The sequence below is a fragment of the Thalassospira sp. HJ genome, from assembly GCF_000948415.1.
Classification (GTDB): Bacteria; Pseudomonadota; Alphaproteobacteria; order Rhodospirillales; family Thalassospiraceae; genus Thalassospira.
On record NZ_JYII01000012.1, the window covers coordinates 606,570 to 623,602 of the forward strand.

Genomic DNA, 17,033 nt, shown 5'->3' on the forward strand with positions numbered 1-17,033 from the left:
GGGCGCAGAAGGGTTCTTGCGCACGGCAGCTATACTTTCGGGGTGCTTTTACCTATTCCGTAAGGTAACGCAACGGAATATCGCGTTAAAGTGTCATCCGATCATGCTGATCTTAGGCAAGCACGTTTTGGGAAGCCATTAAACTAAAATGGAAAGCGTCGCTGTTTCGGTTTGCCTTTGTGCTGCCGATAGCGCCGTGTCAGGCTTTCACGCAATTGTTCTGCCGTCGGGCGGGGCAGGTCGATGACCGTGCGCGGGCTATCTGAGGCGAGTGCCGTTGTGTTGGCATCGCCATCGGTGCTGGCAAGGCCGTCACCCGCAAACAAATCCACCGGGTCGGCCATATCGGCGGCATAAAGATCAGCAACCCCGACACCCAGCAGGCGATAGCGCGTGCCGTCAATTTCCTTTTTTAGCAGCGTGAGTGCGGCATCAAGGATGACATCTTCGCGTAAGGTCGGGTAGGTAAGGCGCATATTGCGCGTGCGGACTTTGAAATCCGATGATTTGAGCTTCAAGACCACCGTGTGACCTGCAATTTCCTTGCGCGCCAGATCGCTTGCGACCCGCGATGTCAGGCGGGTGGCGATTTCGGTGAGTTCTGACAGGCTTGCGATATCTTCGTTAAAGGTGGTTTCCGAAGACAGGCTTTTGCGTTCCGTGCTTTGTTCGACCCGCCGGTTGTCTTCGCCGCGTGAAAAGTAAAAGAACCGCTTGCCGATGCTGCCATATCGGCCCTGCAGCGCATGGATATCCATTTCCTGAAGCTGTCCGATGGTGGTGATACCATCTGCATGGAGTTTGCGTTCCATGGCCGGGCCAACGCCCCACATCATGCGCACGGGCTTATCGGCCAGGAAATCGACGGCCTCAATGCGTCCGATCATGGAAAAGCCAAACGGCTTGTTGAGGTCCGATGAGATCTTGGCAAGGAACTTGTTATAGGAAAGACCGATGGAAACTGTGATGCCGACGTCGCGTTTGATCGTGGCTTGAAGGTCAATCAGGCATTCTGCTGCGGACTTGCCATGGGTTTCAAACGCGTTGGACAGGTCCATGAAGGCCTCGTCAATTGACAGCGGTTCGATATCGGGGGTGAGTGCGCGCATCATATCGCGAATGCGATAGCCTTCGCGCTGATATTTCTTCATGTCGGATTTCAGAAACACCGCATCCGGGCAGAGTTCGCGCGCCTTGAAGGCTGGCATGGCGGATCGCACGCCGTATTTGCGCGCAACATAGCAACAGGTTGCGACAACGCCGCGATGCCCGCCGCCAATGATAACCGGCTGATCAATCAGTTCCGGTCGGTCGCGCTTTTCGATCGAGGCATAAAACGCATCGCAATCAAGATGGCCAATGGCAAGGTCTGGAAGTTCCGGATGGGCAATCGCGCGCTTGCAGGAACAAACCGGACAGGGCACGTATGATCCGCTGCCGCTTTTGGGAAGCGGGCGATCAAGATGCAGTCGCCATTTGTGATGGCAGTCCGGACACAGCGCGTACAACATGCTTATGTGTACTGCTTTTGTTCCGGTTTTGCCAAGGGGTGAAATGAAGCCGATTGCCTGTCAGGTGTAGCTCCTGACCGATTTGTCAGGAGGTGGCGGTAAATGCCACCTATCTGGTTGGTTTGCCGTCAGTCGGTTTATTCGGTGCCGGTTTGACGGGTTTTTTTGCGTCGCGTTTGGCGCGGCGCTGACGGGCGATCATGTTGTCGATATAGCGCCCTTGGAACAGGGTAATGCCAAGCGACTGGCCGAACTTGATCGCGGTCGGTGAATCACAGCGGCACAGGATGACGCGTTCACGGCCGGAGTTTTTCACCAGACTGTCCATTTCGGAGTATTTTTTGCGGATGACGTTATCGGTCATCTCTTCACGCCAGGCGACCTTGATGAAGTCGGCTTTCAGGCGTTTACGATCGACAAAGGACAGGGCTTCCACGGTCAGGTTGTCAACCAGAATGCGGTAGCCGCGCTCATGGAAATCGTCACGCACGGAAAGATAAGTCTCAAGGTTCGAAAACAGATCAACCTGATTAAGCTCGATGATCACGTTGCCCTTCCAGTTGCGGCGGACGGTTTCATCGAACTTGTCAAAATCCCTGGAGGTCAGGGTGCCAAGGTTGAGGTTGATCGAGAACGAACTTGCATGCGTCTTGAAGGTCCGCTTGCACAGGTAATTGAGCATGCGTTTATCAAGTGTCTCGGTCATGTGCTGGAACAGCCAGCGGTTTGATGCCAGATCGATATTGGGCATGAGCGCATTGCGCAGATCGGCAATCGAGACAAAGAATTCATCAAAGACCGGGTGCAGTTCCTTGGAGCCGCCATGGGCAAAGACACAGACCGGTTGCTGGCGGATATGCTCGGACAGATCAGCGGTGTGAATGGTTTCTTCGAGCTCGGCCAGGTTTTCTGCCGTGATCGGGTTTAGTACATTGTTGTCTTTTTCACGCTGGATAGCGGTGCGCATGTTGCTGCTTTTCTGCAGCTTCTTGGCACGCTCATCAAGGTGCTGACACAGCAGCAGGAATTCCTGAAACTCGGTATTGAGGTTGTACCAGGTGCAGAAACCGGTTTCTTCGCTTTCATCCTGAGACAGCGGATCATCGCGGAACAGGTAGCGCAGGGTATCAACAGCCGGTTCAACATCGGCGATCGATTTGTCTTTCCACACAAAGATCAGGTCGCTGTTGGTCAGAACAAAGATACGGCCGACATAGAGTTTCACATAGCTTTCAAAGGTGTTGGTCGCAACGCGGATATGGTAATCGCGGCGATGGAACGGCTTCATGCGTGACAGGTGAATATGTACCGCCCGGTGCCCGTATTTGCGGGTCTCCAGTCGTTGCACATAATCCAGCAACAGGTATTCCTGAAGGGCCTGTTGGCCGTATTGCTGCGGTTCAATCACGCGAAACCCCTGAAAGAGAAGATGTTTTTTACTCGTTATAGGCCGGTTGAATACACCGAAGACCGAAGTTTGATCAAATCATAATGTTCTGAAAGTCTGGTTAATGGCTTGGTTCATGATCCTAGCACTATTCTATTTATAGAAACTATACGTATGGCAGGACAAGTCTTGCGTCAAAAAGAGTGATGAAATTGCTTTAACGAATTGTTGGCAAGCAGGGTGCAAAATCAATGCTGTATGGGGGAAGTCCATGCATGGTTTTGCTGGAATATCACGGGGCAATACAGCATGGTTTCCGATAACGGGTTTTAAGGAATAGGGGATTGGCGCCATGCAGGTATCCGCAAAGCGGACCGGGAACTGGCTGAAGATCGGCAAGGGCATTGCTGTGATCGGTATGGTTTCATGGGTGTCGGCCTGTGCGCCGCTGCTGGATCAGGATTTCTGGGACGAAGCAACGTCCTTTGCCGATGACAACTACACCGCCCTTGGCCTGCAGCAGCTTGCCAGCGGTGATTACGCCTCGGCCGAAAAGTATTTTGACGAGGCACTGCGCAAAAATCCCCAGGATGGACATGCAATGTTGTGGCGTTCGGTCCTTTATCAAAACACCAATCGCCCGGATCGCGCACAGGATGGCTATGAAACCCTGATTGCGATGAACCCGCCCGGCACGGTTCTGATGTCTTCGGCGACAGGAACACAGCCGCGTCCGCTGCGTGATGCGGCTGAATTTAACCTGTCGCGGCTTGAACGCGGTCTTCCGGGATCGCTCAGCATCAATGATCAGATCATTAGCGGGCCGTCCGGGCTTGGTAACGGGGCGGCTGCGGTTGCGTCTGGTCGCACGGGTGCTGCACCCATGACTTCGGCACCGATGAGTTCGATGAGCAGTGGCTCCACCAAGCCGATGGATATTCCGGCGGGTGCGGCCCTTTCGGCCGGGGACGAGGCAATTGCCAAACGTTTTGCTATCTTGCGCAATCTGCAGGCGACCGGCCTTGTCACGCCCGAGGAATATTCAGCACGGCGTTCGGCCAACCTTGGCGCGCTTCTGCCAATGAGCCAGCCGGTTCCATCCGCGTTTCTCAATAACCCGCCGCCAGAAGGTGAACAAGTCGAACAGCGCCTTAATCAGCTGAACCGTGCGCTTCAGATCGGGGCGATCACGGTGCAGGAACATGTTGCGGAACGTACCGCCATTCTTGATGCGTTACTGCCCGCCCAACCGCGCCAGCGCGCAACCCCGCCACCCGCACCGCAGGGCCTGATGGATGCCGCACGCCAGATCGCACGCATCGAAGACCTGCAGCAGATGAAGCTGGTAACACCTGACGAGTTCAAGCGTGAACGCGATGCGATTGAAGCGGCAATTGTCGAGCCAGCACAGGGCACGGCAATGACCCTGAATTCCGGGGAACCGGTCCGTCGGGTCGCAACCGGTGAAAGCCGCCCGGTACAGGCAGCCGAGGAAATGGCAAATGCACCGGCACCGGCCGCAACCGGTTCAAAATCAGTGCATCTGGCATCCTATCGTAACGAGGCACAGGCCGAACGTGGCTGGCAAATCCTGAGCGGCCGTTATGGTCAGCTGTCTTCGCTGCAGCATGGTGTCACGCGCGCCAACATTCCGGGCAAGGGCACCTATTACCGCCTGATGGCGACCGGGCTTAGCGACAGTGCGGCAAATTCGCTGTGTGCGGAGCTGAAGCGACGCGGCCAGTTCTGCGAGGTGAAGTAGCACTTCGGGCCTTTCAGCAATATATCTGAACTATTGCGACAACGCCGGTGGGATCAAAACGTTGCCACCGGCGTTGTTGTCTTCATAAGACAGTTATTCAACCGACTTTCCGGTACCAGCCATGATCTTTGTCTTTAGCGATTTTGGTGTGAACGGCCCCTATAGCGGGACGATGCGTTCGGTCGTGATGCGCCATGCCCCGGATGTGCCGATCTGTGATCTGATGCGTGATGCGCCGGATCGAAATCCCAAGGCGGCAAGTTATCTGCTGGCGGCCTTAAATCGCGAGTTTCATAAAGGAGATGTGGTTCTGGCGGTGGTTGATCCCGGGGTCGGGAGTGCGCGCAAGGGCCTTGTCGTCGAGGCAGATGGTGTTTCGTTTGTCGGTCCTGACAATGGGCTGTTTGAAATGGTGATCCGTCGCGCAAAGCAAGTCGCAATCAAGGTGATTGACTGGATGCCCGCGGATGCCTCGGCCAGTTTCCATGGTCGCGATGTGTTTGGTCCGGTGGCGGCGCGGGTGGCAAATGATCAGGCCTTTGCATCGCATGACATTACGCCGGGTGATCGGTTTGGTGATGCGCAAGACTGGCCCGACGAATTGGCCGAAGTGATCTATATCGATCCCTATGGCAACCTGATGACCGGGCTTCTGGCGCGTTCAGAGGATGAAAAAGTCACGATCAATGAACATGTTGTATCGGGCGCACGTACATTTTCTGACGTGGCGGAGGGATCGGCGTTTCATTACCGCAATTCGATCGGGCTGTGTGAGGTCGCAGTAAATTGCGGGCGGGCCGATGAAATGATGAATGCTGTGATCGGAAGCACTGTTGGCGTGAAGTGAATGTGCTAGGTGCAATCAACGATTGGTTTGTTGTTGTTTGATGGTATCGTTTGCAGGTGTAAAGACCGGTGTCAGCGATAAACAGACAATCCTTGGACAGGATTTGATGAATGGCGATTGAGGTTAAATTCTGGGGCGTACGTGGCAGCATTGCATGCCCGTCACCAGATCATGTTGTGTATGGCGGTAACACCAGCTGCATTGAAATGCGGATTGGTGACGAGGTGCTGATATTTGATGCCGGGACCGGCATTCGCAACCTTGGCAAGGACCTGATCCGGCGCAACGTGACCCATGCCAGTATCTTCCTGACCCATACCCACTGGGACCATATCAACGGCTTTCCGTTCTTTGTGCCGGCCTATAATCCCAACGCGTCCTTCCGCGTGATGGCGGGCCATCTGACCCATCAGGGCGGGGTGGAACGCGTATTTTCCGCTCAGATGGCAGATCCGACGTTCCCGGTGCCATTGTCCACCATGCAGTCAAAACTGACATTTGATGATTTCAATGTTGGTGACGAACTGCACCCGGCAGAGGGTATTGTGATCAAGACGGCCCCCTTGCGTCATCCCAACGGGGCGACGGCATTTCGTGTCGAGCATGGCGGAAATGCAGTGTGCTACGTCACCGATACCGAGCACAACCCGGACAATCCCGACCAGATCATTCTCGATTTCATCGAAGATGCCGATCTGGTGATCTATGATAGCACCTACACCGACGAAGAATTCCCCAAAAAGGTCGGGTGGGGGCATTCGACCTGGCAGGAAGGCATTCGTCTGTGCCGCATGGCAAATGCCAAGCGTCTTGCGTTGTTCCACCATGATCCCGATCATGATGACGCGGCGATGACCGCGATCGAACAGCAGGCACGTGCGACCTGGTCAGGCGCCTTTGCGGCACGCGATGAGATGGTTTTGCACATCGAGTGATCGAACCGGTAACTGCACATGCAAAAGGGGCCATCGGCCCCTTTTATCGTTTCAGATTATGTTCGTTTGGAACGTTCTATCAGAACACACGGGAATATTTCGGGAAGACACGGATTTCGATCCGCCGGTTGGCTTCGCGGTTTTCCTCGATCGGATTTCCGGAATCATCGCGGTTTGGCAATTTCGGCTTGGTTTCGCCATATGATATCGCGCGCATGCGTTTACTGTCAGGATCAACCCCCAATGCGCTAAAGAAACGCACAACTGCAATCGCACGGCCCGCGGCCAGATCCCAATTGGTTGGGAAGCGTGATGAGTTGATCGGGCTGTCATCGGTATGGCCGGTAACCTCGATCTGGAAACCGAGATAGCGGGGTTCTTTTAAAAGATCCCCAACATCCTTGAGGAACAGCACCGCATCATTGGTCAGGTTTGCCGATCCAGGTTGGAAGAACGACCCGCTGCCCATTTCCATCAGGATGCCTTCATCATCGGTCGATACATTGACCGCACTGTCCATGCCCATATTAAACACAGCGTCGCGCAGATCGGTTTCAAGCACCTGTGTCGGGCGCACGACTTCGCGTTTACCGATCTGTTCGGCAATGCCGGCCTGGACCTTTTCAAACATCGGGATTTCGACCTTGGAAAAGCTTACCAGCATCACAAAGAACGCCATCAGCAGGGTGATGGCATCGGCATAGGTGGCCAGCCAATCCTCGTTGATCGGTTCTTCTTCCTGATATTGCAGGCGTCTTTTGCGGCGGGCCATGATCGGTCCCCTTAGTTCGAAGACTTGTCGATATTGAAATGAATGGCCGGATCAAGGAAGGAATTCATCCTGTCCTGAATGGCGCGCGGGCCCTTGCGATCAGCCAGCATGATCAATCCTTCGGCGATCAGGTAATTGCGAAACCGCATGATTTCCTCGCGCTGCTGGATCTTGCTGGCAGCGGGCAGGAAGAAGAAGCGCGCGGCAACAATGCCATAAAGCGTCGTGATCAAGGCAATGGCAAGACCAGCCCCAAGCGAGGTCGGATCATCGGCCATCTTATCAAGCATGATGACAAGGCCAACCAGTGTGCCGATCATGCCAAAGGCCGGGGCGGCTGCAGCCATGCTCTTAAGGATAGCAACCGGGACCAGGTTGCGGCTAAAGGCATTGTCGATGGCGTTATGAAGCATTTCAGCCGTTTCTTCGCCGTCATAGCCGGTAATGATGACTTCCATCGCCCAGCCAAGAAACGGTTCGTCCTTACCGACCCGTTCTGCTTCCTGTTCCAGGGCGTTGATGCCCTTTTTCTGCAGCAGATAGCCCCATTTAACGACGCGACCGACTTCGCCAGTCAGTTGCCCGCGGCCCATTTGCGGGGCGCGAAAGATCTTGAAAATCAGCTTGAGCGCAAGCAGCACATAGCGTGCCTCATAGGCGATAAAGGTCGCGGCCAGAGTGCCACCAACCACCATCAGCGCACTCGAAAGGCTAAGGAATACCAGATAGTTATCGGTCGAAATAAGGATCGATCCGATAAACAGGCCGATACCGACCATGATGCCTAAAATCGTCGTAAACGACATTGTCCCCACAATCCCCCGGGTCGTCGACATAGCGCTTCTTGCGGCATGGCCGCCAGATATTAGCAAAACGCGTATTATTTTTTACGTAAGAATAGGCACGTAAAACGTTGCTTTGAAGTTAATTTTATCAATTGCAGGTGGATTGTGCATTTTGAGCCTAAGGCTGTTGCAACGCCTTGGCGGCAACATGGGGCATCGTTTTCATTTTGGCAGCATTGGGCCAAATACAAGACCGGCGGCAAAACACCTGTTTTGCCGCCGGTTGATGGATTGAAATGTCGGGACGTTATTTCTGTTAGCTGCTGCGAATATCGGTCAGGAACTGATCGACCTGCGCACGAAGATCGTTTGACAGGGTGCCGAGCTCCTCGGCGACATCGAGAACCAGATGGGCTGCCTGATCAGTGTCGGCAACGGTGTTGCTGACGCGTTCGATATTGCTGCTGACTTCCTGGGTGCCGATGGCTGCCTGTTCAACGTTTTGCGCAATTTCATCGGTCGCATCAGACTGCTCACCAACGGCTGCTGAGATGGTGTTGACCATTTCGGTGATGCGGCTGATGACGTCTGAAATATCTCCGATCGAGGTAACCGTTTTACCGGTTTCTTCCTGAATGGCGGTGATCTGTTCGGCAATCTCGCTGGTCGCGCGGGCGGTCTGGTTGGCAAGGTTTTTAACTTCTGCCGCGACAACGGCGAAACCTTTGCCGGCTTCACCAGCACGGGCAGCCTCAATCGTTGCATTCAGCGCCAGAAGGTTGGTCTGACCGGCGATGTCACTGATCAGCTCAACGATTTCACCAATGCGGTTGGCAACTTCAGACAGGCCCTGAACAGTCTCGGACGACTGGGCGGCTTCACGCGATGCTTCAGCGGCAATCTGGGTCGATTGCTGTGCCTGTTGGCCGATCTGGGAAATGGATTCTGACAGATGGTCGGCGGCATCGGCGACGGTTCGAACGTTGACCGTGGCTTCTTCGGACGCGGCGGCAACCGTGGTTGCGCTTTTGCTTGCGCGGTCAGCGGAATCTACAAGGCCGCGCGCGGTGGTCTGCATTTTATCGGCCGAGGTCGAAACAGCACCGACGATCTGCGCAATAACGCCTTCGAAGCTGCCGATATGTCGTTCAAGGCTTTGCATGCGTTCTTCGCGGCGTTTGGATTCAATTTCCTGTTCGGCTTCCATCTGCTTTTTAGCGATGGCATTGGTGCGGAACACATCCACCGATTTCGCCATTTCGCCGATTTCATCACGGCGCGACAGGGCGTTGATTTCAAAGTTGGTATTGCCATCAGCAAGGGCATTCATATCGCGGCCCAGATCAGACAGCGGGCCGGTGACAATGCGTGAAAGCAAAACACGCATGCCGATGATGGTGGCGATCGCAATCGCAAGGCCACCCAGAACTATACCGATCAGAATGCGGTTGGTTTTTGCCTGTTCCGGGGCGACCGAAAGGCTTGATGACAGAACTGCGATTACGTCACCGTTTTCGGCTTCCATCGCACCGTGGCAGCTAAAGCAGACTTCGCGATCAGCGCCCTTGGTTTCACCCAGAACAATCGGCATCGACAGGCGATAGGTGCCGTTTTCGGTATAGCGGCCGATCATCTGGCCGGTTTCGATCGCTTCGGCATCAATTTCGTCACGTGGTGTCTTGAGCGGTTTATCACCGAATTCTTCCATATAGGCCATGGTGGTTGGTCCCCATGCGGACCAGAGCTCACCAGGGTAGTCGCCATTGCGGCTGTCAAACCAGTTGTTGAAGACCTGAATGCCGATGTCATCGACATCATCAGGGCGGGCGGCCATCACATTGACGATCAGCGCATGCAGGGATGTAAGCTCGTTCTCGCTGAGTTGATGGAGCTTTTCATCCATTGCTTTTTCTTCGACCACGGTCATCATCAAAAGAGCAATAATCACGGTGGTCGAAACGCCAAATGCGGACGCCCACATAAAGCGTTTGCGGATGCTCATGGCGTTGAAGGCAGACAGGATACTCATGGTAATTCCCCGGTGGCGACGACTTCAAAAATTCCAACAAAGTAGGATTTCGGTTAAAAATATAAGTCTCTAATACATGCATGCAGGCCCAGAGGGTGCTTTGATATGCCTCAAGCTGCACAGGGTGCAAATGTATAGGTTGCCACCTAGGCCAGAGGGTGGCGTGGGGCTTGTCAGGTTGGCGCCAAACAGGCATAAGCAGGCCAGAAAACAAAATTCCAATGACAGGATAATCTGATGGCGCTTTCCTATAGCGACACCCGCAAGAAGCTCGACCAGATCACCGCAGAAATGCTGGGGCTGATCCGCAAATATGATCTTGATGCTGCAAGCCCGTTTGACGTGCTCGAAGTGGCGCGCGCCAAGATCACCGACCAGGACGACTATATCCGCTTTCTCGAACTGTCCCTTGAAGGGCGGATTTACGGCGAGTATGGCGACGCGCTGCAAAAGCAGATCGACGAAGAAGCCAAACAGGCTGAAGCGGCAAAAAAGCTGAACTGACATCCTGGCGGCGCATCACTAGCACTGCGACCGGAATACTTTTACGGCCTGTCTTCGTTCAGAAGGCAGGCCGTTTTCATGTGCCGGGTAGGAGGCCGGATAGCGCGTAAACTGGCACAAATCTTCTATTGCCGGGAAAGACGGGTTTTGGGCGGTATGAAGAATTGGGCAAACTGTCACAAATTCTTCCTGATCTTGTCACCGTCCTGCAGTTGAGAGGCCATGAAGTTCGGACTATATGGCTGCTGTGAACGACGCATCACCAAAAAGGATGCGCAGCATTTCGGCGGGTAAGCCGTCGAAACCCCAACGAGCAACAGGAAGACTGACATGAAAAAGAGTTACGTCCAGACTCTGATGGAAGTCGAAAAAGTTTTCGGTCAGATCAATGACCACGATTACCGCCTTTATCGGGCGGTGTGGGGCAACCGTCAGGCCGCCCAGACCGGCTTGCCGCGCGGCACCCGTGCGGAGATCAGTAAGAAGCTTGCAAATGACTTTGTCGCCGGGACGCCGCCCGTCGCGCACACTAACCCGCGTCTGGCTGCGTCACACGCGGCCTGAGAAGTTCCAAGCTTGGCCAGGCAAGGTATCCCAAGCGGGTTGTACCTTGCCAATTCGCTCCGTTTCAGGCATCAAGTGTCGCCGTATGTGATCTGGCTGTGAAATTCATGGCCCGAGCCTTACGCAATCACTTTTCCTGATATCTGGCCGGAGTATCCCATGTCGATCAAGTCGTTGATCCGTACCATTCCCGATTACCCGAAAAAGGGCATCATGTTTCGGGATATCACGACGCTGTTTGAAGACCCTTATGGGCTAAGCGAAGTGATCGACAGTTTCGCTGCCGAATTCCAGGACAAGAAGATCGACATGATCGCCGGCATCGAAGCCCGTGGCTTTGTCATCGGCCCGGCGGTTGCGGTCGCACTTGGGGTGGGCTTTGTTACCATCCGCAAGCAGGGCAAGTTGCCGGCGGAAACGGTTGGCGTCGAATACGAACTTGAATACGGCACCGACGTTATTGAAATCCACAAGGATGCCGTCAAACCGGGCAGTCGCGTTCTGGTTATGGATGATCTGATCGCCACCGGTGGCACCGCATTGGCTGCGATTGATCTGGTTGAAAAGATCGGGGCAGAGGTCGCAGGTTGCGCCTTTATCATTGATTTGCCCGATCTTGGCGGCGCACAGAAAATCCGTGATCGCGGGATCGAAGAATTCCATCTTGTCGAATTTGAAGGCGACTAAGCCGCCAAGGGCCTGATGTGGTGGCAGGAATTGCGAAATTGCTGCCATATACCTATATATTCATGTATAGTGCACAGGTTGAATTAGGTTTTAGCTCATTTTGGGCTTTCACCAAGGCAGAGGAAGATGATCGCACCGGTCCAAAACGCACAGACAGTCTCACAGGTTGGCCAGTATGGCCGACTTGCGCCTGCTGGTGCGCGCGGTGCGGCAACGGTCGACCGCGATAGTCAGGTCGAAGCTTCTTCGCAGCATTACACCTATGACCCGGATGATGATGGCATTCTGTTTAATGCCTATGTCGATGGCAAAGACAAACGTCAATCCGGGCAGGGCAATTCCGGCGAACAACAAGACCAGCGCACCGAACAGCGCAACCTCTCTGCGGCCCGCCGGGCAAGCGACCGTGAAGGCGCAGTCGAATTGCCAAGCGAGGTTGATTTCGCAAGCCTGCTGGATCCTTCGATCCCGTTTGATCTGTCGGTCAATAGTGGGACGTCATTCTATGCAGTGGTCAATGCCGTGACACATGGTGTTGGTGTGCGTGGTACGCATCTGGATGCGACCGTCTAGGTTTGATCAAGTCACTACGCACTCTGCGCCCCACTGTCATTCCCTTAAATTTGAAAAAGCTGATTGGTGATGCTTGTTGGCGTCTGCCATAGACTTTATGATCCTTGGTAACGCGTAATTGTTTTCCCAGACCATCGGGCCCAGCATGAAGAACAAGCCGGTTCTCAATACGGTATTCGACGCCGCCTTCAGGTTCATTGACCTGGCACTGAATGACAACGAATACCTGCAGCCGCAAAAACTGCATCGTCTTTTGTATCTGGCGCAGGCCTATTACGGGGCGAACTATCACGGCAATATGCTGATGCCGGCGATTTTCGTGGCAGAGGAATTTGGCCCGGTGGAGCCGAACCTTTATGCGGTGATGGAAGAATCCCGCCCGGATGTACGTCTTAAATCGGTTGATCCGAAAACCATCCATTTCCTTGAAAGCATCTGGTCGCAATTTGGCCATCACACGGTCGAACATCTCAGCATGACCGTGCGCAACCATCCGCCCTTTACCAAGGCCTATAAGGAAGGCATTGGCACGATCATCCCGTTTGAGGAACTGGTCGATTTCTATGCCTCTGTCCGCAAAAGTGCGACCACGCCAGAGGCCAAGGAAGTCGTGCGCCCGCGCGTCATGCGCTCGCACAAGGGCAAGCCGGTCGCAACCACCGACTGGTTGCCGCGCAAGATCAAGTAATCAGAATCTGGATGTGGTCGGGCCGCAAGGCTGCCCAGGTTACTGGCCCATGCCAAGGTTCTGGCAGGGATCACCACGTGCGATATCGTTGGTAAACCACATGAAGTCGATATCGTCCGGCGCACCAAACCGCATGGCGTAATCTTCGACCAGTGATGCGTCGGGGCCGGGGTCGTCGGCCTCAATCAGGCTGACGACAGCAATGTCGCGCATCTCGATATCCGGCTCAAAGCGCTTGATGTGCCAGGGGGCGGCAATGCTGTTACGCACATGCATGGCACCGGCAATCAGGAACGCACCATCAATGCCGTCAATCTTGGCTGCATCGGTCATCGCGCGGGCAAGCGATGCATCACGCGCGAACTGAACGGCCGAGAAACTGCCCAGCATGCTCTCGGGCAGCATGTTGCAGTGGCCCTCGGCAATTTCGACGTTAAAGCGATCCAGCATGTCGGTCGGCATATCCGGCAGATCAAGCTTGGCGGCCAGATCATCGGGCAGGGCATCATTGCCGTCGCTGATCATGGGCTTAAGCAGATCATCGGGCAGGTTACCCGCCACCATCATCAAGCCGTTGTCACGCGCAGCCTGTGCGATCGGGGCATAGTCATGCCATGACGGCCAACCGCGATCTTCCCACGCTAGAGCCGGGCCAAGTTCGGCAATCGGAATTTCCTGCCAACTGTCATCAAGGGTGACTTGCTGATCGCGGGTAAACATTTCCCAGACAATCGCGCGTTCCTGCTCATCAGCCTTGCTCAGTGCGTCGACCAGTTGGGCCTGATGATGATGATGGATCGGGTTGTCGTGCTTTTCGCCGATCAGAACATATTTGCGATCCGACAGGCGTTGGACAAGCACATCAAACATGATGTATTCGCCCGCTTTCACATCAAAGATCAAACCCGGTGCCGGGGGGAGGGAATTGACATCCGGAAGGGTGCCCTGTGCGCTGCTATTATCCTGCGCTGCTGCCGGGCTGACCAAGACGGCAAGCAGAACGGCCGATGCCAGCACAACTGCAGAAACGCCACGGGTAAAAACACGTGTCCAGGATCTGATTGAATGTTGTGAAGGCGTCGGTTGCTGCATGGGCGATGTCGTTCCGGCTCAAAGAAAAAACGCAGTATATGTTTATTTACTTATATTCAAAGCCGTTTCCAGGTCGTTAACAAGATCATCACAATCTTCGATCCCGACGGACAGGCGCAAAAGGTCTGCCGGAACCGGGCTTGTCGGGCCTTCGACGGAGGATCGATGTTCGATCAGGCTTTCAACCCCGCCAAGGGAAGTTGCGCGTTTGAAAAGCTTGCACTGGTTATGGAAATCAACCGCGCGTTTTTCACCGCCCTTGACCCGAAGCGACAGCATGCCGCCAAAGCCACCCTGCATCTGCTTTTTGGCAATGTCATGGCCGATATGGCTTTCAAGGCCGGGATACTGGACCTGTTCGATCTCCGGATGGTTTTCGAAATGCTTGGCAATTGCCATGGCATTGGCACTGGCACGTTCGACACGTACCGAAAGGGTGCGCATGCCGCGCAGCAAAAGCCAGGTTTCAAACACACCAAGAACAGCACCACCGGATGCGTGCTGTTTGCAAACACGCTGCCAGAACTCGCTGTCTGCTGCGGTGGTCAATGATCCGGCCAGAACGTCACTATGACCATTGAGGTACTTGGTCGCTGAATGCATGACGATATCAGCATCAAATTCAATCGGGCGGGTCAGAAGCGGGGTGGCGACGGTGTTATCAACCGCAACAACGGCACCGGCCGCCTTGGCAAGATTGGCAACCGCAGCAATATCAGTGATCTGCCAATCCGGGTTGGCCGGGGTTTCAAGCCAGACCAACTTGGTCTTGCCAGCAACGATGTGCTTGTCCCAGTCGGCGATATCGGCGTTATCGACGAAATCAAAGCTCAGCCCGGCGCGCACACCGCTATCGAGCATGAAGCTGCGCAGCGCCCAATACATTACCTTGGGCGCGACAACATGATCACCGGGGTTCAGCGCATGCAAAACCGCAACGGCAGCCGCCATGCCCGATGCAAACAGACGCGTTTCAGAACCGCCTTCAAGCTCGTTCAATACAGCACAAGCCTGATCATAGGTCGGGTTGTCCGCACGTGTGTAGCAGCGCCCGTCATGGTAGCTGAGATCCGTGTTGCGTTCGAACGTGGTCGACGGATAAAGCGGCGGTGTAACGGATTTGGTGGCTTCATCAACCCAGCCAAGCGCTTGTGCGCTGATGGTGGCGGGGGACTGTTTTTTTGCATTATCAGACATGGTGGCACCTGATTTGGTTGAGATTTGTTGGCGCGCAACATAACGTGGTTCCCGCCACACACCAAACTGAATTGCCACCAAAACTGATCTTTAGGGTCAGGAGTGGTTAATTTGATTGGAATGGCAGAGTTTATAGTTGTGAAATCCAAGGAAAATCCCGCTGGGCGGGGTGGTATCCCGCGCAAGGGGTTTGACGTCGGAGTTTGCAACTATAAACTCTGTCCTCCGGATCGCTCAGATTTGCACGGGCTACTTTGTTGCAAAACCTTGAAAGATAGATATCTTCCTGCGGTTTCGTTCCGCGTATCCGCACAAATCTGAGCGACCATTCGAACCAAATTAACCGCTCCTGACCCTAGGCCCCCACATGACGAATTATCCCAAGACCACCCTGCCCAAGGAATGCGACGTTGTTGTTATCGGCGGCGGTATTCACGGCTCATCTTCTGCCTATTACCTGACCAAGGCCGGCATGAAAGTTGTGCTTCTGGAAAAGGACACCATCGCGTCGCATCAGTCCGGGCGTGCTTGGGGCTTTGTGCGCCAGCAGGGGCGTGATCCGATTGAGTTGCCGCTGATGATGGAAGGCAACAAGATCTGGCAAGGCCTTGAAAAGGAACTGAATGCCGATCTGGAATGGCGTCAGGGTGGGGTCCTGTTCGTTGCGCGCGATGACAAGGAAATGAGCGAGTTCGAACAGTGGATCGATGATTCCAAGGGCTTCGGGATCGAAACGCAGGTTCTTGATCCCAAGGGTGTTGAAAAGCTCGTCCCCGGCATCACAGCACCCGGTGTCGGCGGCATCTACACGCCATCAGACGGTCAGGCCGAACCGAAAAAGGCCGCACCGGCCATTGCCAAACGCGCCAGTGAATTGGGTGCCGTGATTGCCGAAGGCTGCGGCGCACTTTCGATTGAAACCGAAGCAGGCGCAATCAGTTCTGTTGTCTCTGAGCAGGGCGAGATCAAATGCAAATACGTCATTTGTGCTGCCGGGGCGGCGACGCATAAATTCGTTGCCAAGTTCGGGCGACGTTTGCCGCAACAAACCACGCGCGGCACCGTGATTCGCACCACCCCGGTGCCAGATATCTCCGCTGCTGGCACACTGGCGGCCGGTCTTGCATTTCGTCAGCGCGCCGATGGTTCGATGAACATCGCTGATGAGTTCATGACCGACATTGACCTGACGATGGGGCGTTTGAAATATGCCCGCGACTTCATGCCGGGGCTTTTGGATAACTGGGCGACCTTCAAGTTCCACTTCAACAAGCGGTTCTTTGATGATCTGGTAGATCGCATGCCGGGATCTGATGCCGCCAAACAGCCGATGATCGGTCGGCGCACTAATCAGGCCGAACCCTATGAAGTGCGCGTTAAAAACGCGATGCGCAACCTGCAAAAGGTCCTGCCACAGATCAAGAAAGTCGGCATTGTCGATACCTGGGCGGGCGACATCGACGTCACCCCGGATGCCGTGCCGGTGATTGATCAGTTCGAAAACCCCAAGCACTTCTTTGTCGCGTCGGGCTTCTCGGGCCATGGCTTTGCCATGGGGCCTGTGGTGGGCAAGGTGCTGGCAGACTGGATTACCACCGGGCAACCCTCAATCTCGGTCAAGGGTATGGAGCTTGGCCGGTTTGAAGACGGCACCCGCCGCACCCCGCGTACACGGGTCTGATCCCCTAAAGAAATTCGAT

16 protein-coding genes are annotated in these 17,033 nt (G+C 54.7%); 9 read left to right on the top strand and 7 right to left on the bottom strand.

Annotation, left to right across the window (positions count from 1 at the left end; genetic code table 11):
- Positions 1–143: 143 nt before the first annotated feature.
- Both UF64_RS11705 and UF64_RS11710 read right to left on the bottom strand, forming a co-directional pair.
- Positions 144–1,511, bottom strand: coding sequence for a DNA polymerase IV (locus UF64_RS11705; protein WP_044828713.1), 1,368 nt, complete (start codon positions 1,509–1,511; stop codon positions 144–146).
- 109 nt (positions 1,512–1,620) lie between these two features.
- Positions 1,621–2,919 carry an EAL domain-containing protein gene (locus tag UF64_RS11710; protein WP_044828714.1) on the bottom strand — a complete coding sequence of 433 codons (1,299 nt, stop codon included), beginning with the start codon at positions 2,917–2,919 and terminating at the stop codon, positions 1,621–1,623.
- A gap of 331 nt (positions 2,920–3,250) precedes the next feature.
- On the opposite strand from UF64_RS11710, the gene UF64_RS11715 reads away from it, so the two are divergent.
- The 3 genes from UF64_RS11715 (at position 3,251) to UF64_RS11725 (ending at position 6,442) form a co-directional block, all read left to right on the top strand.
- Entirely contained in the window at positions 3,251–4,660 is a 1,410-nt protein-coding gene (locus UF64_RS11715; RefSeq protein ID WP_044828715.1) for an SPOR domain-containing protein, read from the top strand.
- Positions 4,661–4,781: 121 nt separating this feature from the next.
- Positions 4,782–5,507 carry an S-adenosyl-l-methionine hydroxide adenosyltransferase family protein gene (locus UF64_RS11720; RefSeq protein ID WP_044828716.1) on the top strand — a complete coding sequence of 242 codons (726 nt, stop codon included), beginning with the start codon at positions 4,782–4,784 and terminating at the stop codon, positions 5,505–5,507.
- 110 nt (positions 5,508–5,617) lie between these two features.
- Positions 5,618–6,442, top strand: coding sequence for an MBL fold metallo-hydrolase (locus UF64_RS11725; protein ID WP_044828717.1), 825 nt, complete (start codon positions 5,618–5,620; stop codon positions 6,440–6,442).
- A 79-nt stretch (positions 6,443–6,521) separates the two neighbouring features.
- Here the strand turns inward: UF64_RS11725 and UF64_RS11730 are convergent, their stop codons facing one another.
- The 3 genes from UF64_RS11730 to UF64_RS11740 form a co-directional block, all read right to left on the bottom strand.
- Positions 6,522–7,214: a flagellar motor protein MotB gene (locus UF64_RS11730; RefSeq protein ID WP_044828718.1), complete on the bottom strand. Its 693-nt coding sequence runs from the start codon at positions 7,212–7,214 to the stop codon at positions 6,522–6,524.
- Between the two features lie 11 nt (positions 7,215–7,225).
- Entirely contained in the window at positions 7,226–8,020 is a 795-nt protein-coding gene (locus tag UF64_RS11735; protein ID WP_044828719.1) for a motility protein A, read from the bottom strand.
- 295 nt (positions 8,021–8,315) lie between these two features.
- The gene (locus tag UF64_RS11740) at positions 8,316–10,028 is read right to left on the bottom strand and encodes a methyl-accepting chemotaxis protein (RefSeq protein ID WP_044828720.1); all 1,713 of its coding nucleotides are present in this window, start codon (positions 10,026–10,028) and stop codon (positions 8,316–8,318) included.
- A gap of 237 nt (positions 10,029–10,265) precedes the next feature.
- Between UF64_RS11740 and UF64_RS11745 the strand changes: the two genes are divergently transcribed.
- The 5 genes from UF64_RS11745 to UF64_RS11765 all read left to right on the top strand — a co-directional run bounded on the left by UF64_RS11745 (position 10,266) and on the right by UF64_RS11765 (position 13,044).
- Positions 10,266–10,532 carry a hypothetical protein gene (locus UF64_RS11745; RefSeq protein ID WP_044828721.1) on the top strand — a complete coding sequence of 89 codons (267 nt, stop codon included), beginning with the start codon at positions 10,266–10,268 and terminating at the stop codon, positions 10,530–10,532.
- A gap of 330 nt (positions 10,533–10,862) precedes the next feature.
- On the top strand, positions 10,863–11,096 hold the full coding sequence (locus UF64_RS11750) for a hypothetical protein (protein ID WP_044828722.1): 234 nt from the start codon (positions 10,863–10,865) through the stop codon (positions 11,094–11,096).
- 159 nt (positions 11,097–11,255) lie between these two features.
- Positions 11,256–11,783 carry an adenine phosphoribosyltransferase gene (locus UF64_RS11755; RefSeq protein WP_044828723.1) on the top strand — a complete coding sequence of 176 codons (528 nt, stop codon included), beginning with the start codon at positions 11,256–11,258 and terminating at the stop codon, positions 11,781–11,783.
- A 126-nt stretch (positions 11,784–11,909) separates the two neighbouring features.
- Positions 11,910–12,356, top strand: coding sequence for a hypothetical protein (locus tag UF64_RS11760; RefSeq protein WP_044828724.1), 447 nt, complete (start codon positions 11,910–11,912; stop codon positions 12,354–12,356).
- 145 nt (positions 12,357–12,501) lie between these two features.
- Entirely contained in the window at positions 12,502–13,044 is a 543-nt protein-coding gene (locus tag UF64_RS11765; RefSeq protein WP_044828725.1) for a Panacea domain-containing protein, read from the top strand.
- 39 nt (positions 13,045–13,083) lie between these two features.
- Here UF64_RS11765 and UF64_RS11770 read toward each other — a convergent pair whose 3' ends face one another.
- Entirely contained in the window at positions 13,084–14,136 is a 1,053-nt protein-coding gene (locus tag UF64_RS11770; RefSeq protein WP_044828726.1) for a ChaN family lipoprotein, read from the bottom strand.
- A gap of 42 nt (positions 14,137–14,178) precedes the next feature.
- Positions 14,179–15,333: a PLP-dependent aspartate aminotransferase family protein gene (locus UF64_RS11775; RefSeq protein ID WP_044829001.1), complete on the bottom strand. Its 1,155-nt coding sequence runs from the start codon at positions 15,331–15,333 to the stop codon at positions 14,179–14,181.
- 367 nt (positions 15,334–15,700) lie between these two features.
- Between UF64_RS11775 and UF64_RS11780 the strand changes: the two genes are divergently transcribed.
- Positions 15,701–17,014: an FAD-binding oxidoreductase gene (locus UF64_RS11780; RefSeq protein WP_044828727.1), complete on the top strand. Its 1,314-nt coding sequence runs from the start codon at positions 15,701–15,703 to the stop codon at positions 17,012–17,014.
- The last annotated feature ends 19 nt before the right edge of the window (positions 17,015–17,033 follow it).